Consider the following 6,485-nt stretch of genomic DNA (forward strand, 5'->3'; position numbering starts at 1 on the left):
CCCGCCCACTGAGCCCTACCTCACAGCTCGCGCTCCCCGGCCCCGTTCTACGCTTATGGACGCGCTGTCGACGATGACAGCCGTAGCCCCGTCGAGTGAGGAATGGCCGCGATGCCCCCCGTTTCCCGCCCTGCCCACCCTGGGTTCGCCTATGCGGACCTGCTGCCCCTGGGAGAGGACACCACGCCGTACCGCCTGGTGACCTCCGAGGGCGTGAGCACCTTCGAGGCCGACGGGCGCACCTTCCTCAAGGTCGAGCCGGAGGCGCTGCGCAAGCTGGCCGCCGAGGCGATGCACGACATCTCGCACTACCTGCGCCCCGCGCACCTCGCCCAGCTCCGGCGGATCCTCGACGACCCCGAGGCCAGCGCCAACGACCGCTTCGTCGCGCTCGACCTGCTGAAGAACGCGAACATCGCGGCGGCCGGTGTGCTCCCCATGTGCCAGGACACCGGCACCGCCATCGTCATGGGCAAGCGCGGCCAGAACGTGCTCACGGAAGGCGGCGACGAGGCGGCCCTGTCGCGCGGCGTCTTCGACGCGTACACCAAGCTCAATCTGCGCTACTCCCAGATGGCCCCGCTGACCATGTGGGAGGAGAAGAACACCGGCTCCAACCTGCCGGCCCAGATCGAGCTGTACGCGACCGACGGCGGCGCGTACAAGTTCCTCTTCATGGCCAAGGGCGGCGGCTCGGCGAACAAGTCCTTCCTCTACCAGGAGACGAAGGCGGTGCTGAACGAGGCATCGATGATGAAGTTCCTGGAGGAGAAGATCCGCTCGCTGGGCACGGCCGCCTGCCCGCCGTACCACCTGGCGATCGTGGTCGGCGGCACCAGCGCCGAGTACGCGCTCAAGACCGCGAAGTACGCCTCCGCGCACTACCTGGACGAGCTGCCCACCGAGGGCTCCCCGACCGGCCACGGCTTCCGCGACAAGGAGCTGGAGGAGAAGGTCTTCGAGCTGACGCAGAAGATCGGGATCGGCGCGCAGTTCGGCGGCAAGTACTTCTGCCATGACGTACGGGTCGTCCGGCTGCCCCGGCACGGCGCGTCCTGCCCGGTCGCGATCGCCGTCTCCTGCTCCGCCGACCGCCAGGCGCTCGCGAAGATCACGCCCGAGGGCGTGTTCCTGGAGCAGCTGGAGACCGACCCGGCGCGCTTCCTGCCGGAGACGACGGACGAGCAGCTCGAGGAGAGCGACGTCGTACGGATCGACCTCAACCGGCCCATGGACGAGATCCGCGCCGAGCTGACCAGGCACCCCGTCAAGACCCGACTCTCGCTCACCGGTCCGCTGGTCGTGGCCCGCGACATCGCCCACGCCAAGATCAAGGAGCGGCTGGACGGGGGCGAGGAGATGCCGCGGTACCTGCGCGACCACGCGGTCTACTACGCGGGTCCGGCCAAGACCCCCGAGGGCTATGCCTCGGGCTCCTTCGGGCCGACGACCGCGGGCCGGATGGACGCGTACGTCGAGCAGTTCCAGGCGGCGGGCGGCTCGTTGGTCATGCTGGCCAAGGGCAACCGCTCCCAGCAGGTCACCAAGGCGTGCAACGCGCACGGCGGCTTCTACCTGGGCTCGATCGGCGGCCCGGCGGCCCGGCTGGCGCAGGACTGCATCAAGAAGGTCGAGGTCCTGGAGTACGAGGAACTGGGCATGGAGGCGGTCTGGAAGATCGAGGTCGAGGACTTCCCCGCGTTCATCGTGGTGGACGACAAGGGGAACGACTTCTTCAGCCCGCAGGAACCCGCTCAGCCGACGTTCACCAGCATCCCGGTGCGCGGTCCCGGCCTGGCGTAACCGCCCCCAACCCCTACGCGCCCCCGCAGGCCTTCTCCGGAAGGTGGCCAGAGGTCAAAACCGGAAGACCCCACGCCGTAGAAGCAGGGGAATCCGTCGGGAATCCACCCTGGTAGATACCGGAACCGGACGCCTTCTCCTTGCGGAATGACGGCGAGGAGGGGCCGTGCGGCCCCTCCCGGTTCCGTCAGCCCTTCAGCGCCACCTCGAAGTCCCCCGGTCGCTGCGCGATACCGCTGCACCGGGTGTTGGGCGCACCCGCCTCGCTCTGGTCACTCTGGTCAGGGCCCGACTCGCCGTCCGGGGTGCCACTGGCCTCCGGGTCGCACGGCTGGTCGCGTTCGGCGGACCACATCGAGAGCCGCCCGATGCCCTTCTCGGCGGCGAAGCGGGCGAGGCCGGCCGCGTCCTCCAGGGTGAAGATCTCGCCGGTGACGTTGTTGATCCCGATCATCGGCGTCACGCCGAGCCTCTTCCAGGCGTCGGCGTCGGACAGGCCGAGCACCTCGCGGACCCGGGCCTGGGCGGCGGTGGCCGCCTGGACGGCGTAGTCGCCCATGTCGCCGGTGTGGTCACCGCTGTAGTTCATCGCCATGATGTTGACGGCCGACGGGGTGATGCCCTGCTCCTTGGCCTGCTCCAGCAGGGCGAGGCTCTCCGGGGTCAGCCCGTTGGGCATGGCGGGCAGGGTGAAGGAGACGTCCAGGCCCTCGTGGGTGCGCAGCAGCAGCGCGAGGGCCTGCACCCGGCGGGCGGTCGCGTCGGCGTCGGCGAGCCCGTCACCCTCGATGTCGAAATCGACCTTGGTCGCCCCGTAGCGCTCGATCACAGCGGTGTAGGCGGCCGCGAGTTCGGGGATGTCGGTGCAGGCGGTGGCCAGCTCCGTGCCCTCGGCGCCGCCGAAGGAGATCCGTACGTCGCCACCCGCTCGGCGTACGGCCTCGATACGGGATTGCAGCGCTTGGTCGTCGAGCGCGGTGCCGCCGTCCCAGACCGGGTCGCAGCCCTCGCCCGCGACGATGAAGCCCAGCGTGAACTCCCTGACGCCGCGCGCCGCCGCGGCGGTCATGTCGTACGCCGAGTCCGCCCAGGCGCTGACGTAGGGGACGAAGTCGGCGGGGCGGGGCGGGGCGGGGGCCGACGTCTGGGGCAGTGAGGGCGCGGCGTGCGGCTCGGACGACTTCTCTTCGCCGGCCCATACGGCGATGGTGGCGCAGACCACCGCGGCGGCCACGGCGATTCCGCTCATGCGGGGGCTGGCCCTCATGGCTCTGGCTCCTCCTTGCGGTCCAAGGTGCGGTCCGTTCGTGCGGCACCGGGGACCTCCGCCGCCCGTGCCGTTCTCCTCTGCCAACCTCGCACACTCCATGAACCGTCACGAACTATGACACACCGCATGTTTGACTTATATGTCGCATGTCGTATTTTCTGGACTAGCCTCTCGGGTATGGATCCTCAGTCAGATGTGGCCGAGCGCGCACCGTCGCGCCCCCTCCGCCCTGAGGTGGTCAGGAAGGGGCCCGTGTTCGTGGACCTCTCCGGACGCCGTGGCCGGCTGGTGCGGCATGCGGGCGTGGTCGCGGGGGCCGTCTGCCTCGGCTACTCGGCGGTCCTGGGAGTGGGCTTCGTAGGCGGTACGGCCCTCGCCCCCGAGACGCTGATCCCGGGGCGCCCTCTCGCCACCGAGGCGTTCGGGCGGGAGCCGAAGAGCGCTCCGGACGGGCACTCGGGCGCACGGAGACCCACCGCCGAGCACACCCCGAACCACCGTCAGAGCAGGCTGCGCCCTGAGCACCGGCACTCCCCCGCGCAGCCGCGCCCGCTGGCCGCCCGGCAGCCCGCCACCTGGCACGCCGTCACCACCCAGCCGCGCCCCGCGCCGCCGCAGCCGGCCACCTCCACGCGGCACACCGTGGCGCCCCGGCCCGTCCCGGCGCACCCCCGGCCCACCGGCCACGCGCCCGGCGGCAAACCCCGGCATGCCGAGCGTCCGTCACCCCGGCACCCCTCCCCGGCGCATACGCGCCCGGGCGCCGGTCACTCCGCCAAGCCGCCCGTGGACAAGCCCGGCCCTTCGAAGAAGCCTTCCGCCGGCGCCAAACCCCCCTCCAAGAGCTCCGCCAAGAGCCCGGGCCACAGCCATCACCCCAACGGCCCCAAGAACCCGCGGACTCCCCAGAAGCCGGCCGACACCAAGAACCCCGCCGGAGCCGGGGCCGGATCCGGGGCCGGGGCCCATGACGACGTCGAGGCCGATGGCGCCGGCCATGCGCAGACCGAGGACGAGGCGTCATGACCGGCGGCAGACAGCCGAGGCTGCCGCGTCCGCGCCGTACCGACAAACCGCGCACCGAACCCCGTACGGCGATCCGCGCCATGGTCCGCCCCAGATCCCGCGACAGGGCCCGCACCCGGGTCCGGGCCCGCACCCGGACCGTGCTCGCACTCGCGACCCTCCTCGCGTTCGTCTGCGCGCTGCTGCTCGACGGCTATCTGCACGCCGAGATCGGCAACGACGCCCGGGTGCACCGCTCCCACGGCTCGCGCACGGTCCCCGACCGGCTGCGCAAGGGCGGCCCGGTGATCACCTTCGACCACAAGGGGAAAGCCACCGAGCACGCCATCCCGTCCAAGAACATCGCGCTGACCTTCGACGACGGCCCCGACCCGCGCTGGACGCCGGAGATCCTCGACGTGCTGCGCCGCCACAAGGTGCACGGGACCTTCTTCGTGCTCGGCCAGATGGTGGTCCGCCATCCGGATCTGGTCCGCCGGATGCGGGACGCGGGCCATGAGATCGGGGTGCACACCTTCTCCCATGTCGACCTGTCCTACCAGGACCAGGGCCGGATTGACCGCGAACTGGCCCAGTCGCAGCTGGCCCTGGCGGGCGCGGCGTCCATCACCAGCTCGCTCTTCCGGGCGCCGTACGCCTCCAAGGTCCGCGCGCTGGACGACCGCACCTGGCCGGTCCAGCAGCACATCGGCTCCAAGGGCTACATCAGCGCGTTCGTGGACGCCGACAGCGAGGACTGGCAGCGGCCCCCGGTCAAGGAGATCGTCCAGAACGCCACCCCCGACGGCAAGAACGGCGCGTCCGTGCTCTTCCACGACGCGGGCGGCAACCGCTCGCGGACCGTGAAGGCGCTGGGCCACTACATCGACCTGATGAAGAAGAAGGGCTACTCCTTCACCACCATCACCGGCGCGCTCGGCGCCCGGAGCGCCAACCACCCGGCCCCCACCGCCCGGGTCTGGGAGGGCCGGGCGCTCATCTGGGCCGCCGCGTTCACCCACGACGCCCTGCCGGCACTCGTCGGGATGCTGGGCCTCGTGGGGATCTCGGTGGTCGGCCGGCTGCTGCTGATGGTGGTCCTCGCCTGGTGGCACCGGCGCTCCCGGGAGCGGCGGCGCTGGACCCGGGTGCAGGAGGTGACCGATCCGGTGAGCGTCATCGTGCCCGCCTACAACGAGAAGGAGTGCATCGCCAACACCCTGAACTCGCTGGCCGCCTCCACTCATCCGATCGAGATCCTGGTGGTGGACGACGGCTCCACCGACGGCACCGCGGACATCGTGGAGGCCATGGCGCTGCCGAACGTGCGGGTGCTGCGCCAGCCGAACGCGGGCAAGCCAGCCGCGCTCAACCGGGGCATCGCCCACGCCCGCCATGAGCTCATCGTGATGATGGACGGCGACACCGTCTTCGAGCCCACCACCATCCGCGAGCTGGTGCGCCCCTTCGCCGATCCCCTCGTCGGCGCGGTAGCGGGCAACGCCAAGGTCGGCAACCGGGGCAGACTGATCGGCGCCTGGCAGCACATCGAGTACGTCATGGGCTTCAACCTCGACCGGCGGATGTACGACCTGCTGCGCTGCATGCCGACCATCCCCGGCGCGATCGGCGCCTTCCGCCGCCGCGCGCTGCTGGACGCCGGGGGCATGAGCGCGGACACCCTGGCCGAGGACACCGACATCACCATCGCCCTGCACCGGGCCGGCTGGCAGGTGGTCTACCAGGAGCACGCCCGCGCCTGGACCGAGGCGCCGGGCACCCTCGGCCAGCTGTGGAAGCAGCGCTACCGCTGGAGCTACGGCACCATGCAGGCGCTGTGGAAGCACCGCCGGTCGCTGATCGACCGGGGCCCGTCGGGGCGGTTCGGCCGGGTCGGGATGCCGCTGGTGGTGCTCTTCCAGATCATCACCCCGCTGTGCGCCCCGCTCATCGACCTCTTCACGCTGTACGGGGTGATCTTCATCGATCCGGTGCGGTCGCTGCTGGCGTGGGGCGCGCTGCTGCTGGTGCAGCTGCTGGGGGCGGCGTACGCGTTCCGGCTGGACCGCGAGCGCTACCGGGCCCTGGCCGTACTGCCGCTGCAGCAGATCGCCTACCGCCAGCTGATGTATCTGGTCCTGCTGCACTCCTGCGTCACCGCGGCGACCGGTGCCCTGCTGCCCTGGCAGAAGCTCAAGCGCACCGGGGAGGTGGACACCCCGCGGGCGCCGGAGGCCGTACGGTGACCGGGCTCACCCGCTCGGCCCCGGCGGACGGGGGAACACGGCGGGACGTGACAGCGCTGTGCCTGCCTGCTGCCCTGGCAGAAGCTCAAGCGCACCGGGGAGGTGGACACCCCGCGGGCGCCGGAGGCCGTACGGTGACCGGGCTCACCCGCTCGGCCCCG

Annotated in this window: 4 protein-coding genes; 3 read left to right on the top strand and 1 reads right to left on the bottom strand. The window is 71.3% G+C overall.

Annotated features, from left to right (window positions below):
• The first annotated feature begins 111 nt into the window (after positions 1–111).
• Positions 112–1,803 (top strand): fumarate hydratase, encoded by a 1,692-nt coding sequence (locus ABZU99_RS02310; protein ID WP_355943413.1) that lies wholly within the window; start codon positions 112–114, stop codon positions 1,801–1,803.
• Between the two features lie 187 nt (positions 1,804–1,990).
• On the opposite strand, the gene ABZU99_RS02315 is transcribed toward ABZU99_RS02310, so the two are convergent.
• Positions 1,991–3,070, bottom strand: coding sequence for a chitinase (locus ABZU99_RS02315; protein ID WP_355943415.1), 1,080 nt, complete (start codon positions 3,068–3,070; stop codon positions 1,991–1,993).
• Between the two features lie 180 nt (positions 3,071–3,250).
• Between ABZU99_RS02315 and ABZU99_RS02320 the strand changes: the two genes are divergently transcribed.
• Positions 3,251–4,099 carry a hypothetical protein gene (locus ABZU99_RS02320; protein ID WP_356044159.1) on the top strand — a complete coding sequence of 283 codons (849 nt, stop codon included), beginning with the start codon at positions 3,251–3,253 and terminating at the stop codon, positions 4,097–4,099.
• Entirely contained in the window at positions 4,096–6,324 is a 2,229-nt protein-coding gene (locus tag ABZU99_RS02325; protein WP_356044156.1) for a bifunctional polysaccharide deacetylase/glycosyltransferase family 2 protein, read from the top strand. The genes ABZU99_RS02320 and ABZU99_RS02325 overlap by 4 nt, the downstream gene beginning before the upstream one ends.
• The last annotated feature ends 161 nt before the right edge of the window (positions 6,325–6,485 follow it).

The sequence above is a fragment of the Streptomyces sp. NPDC005266 genome (assembly GCF_040607655.1).
GTDB lineage: Bacteria > Actinomycetota > Actinomycetes > Streptomycetales > Streptomycetaceae > Streptomyces.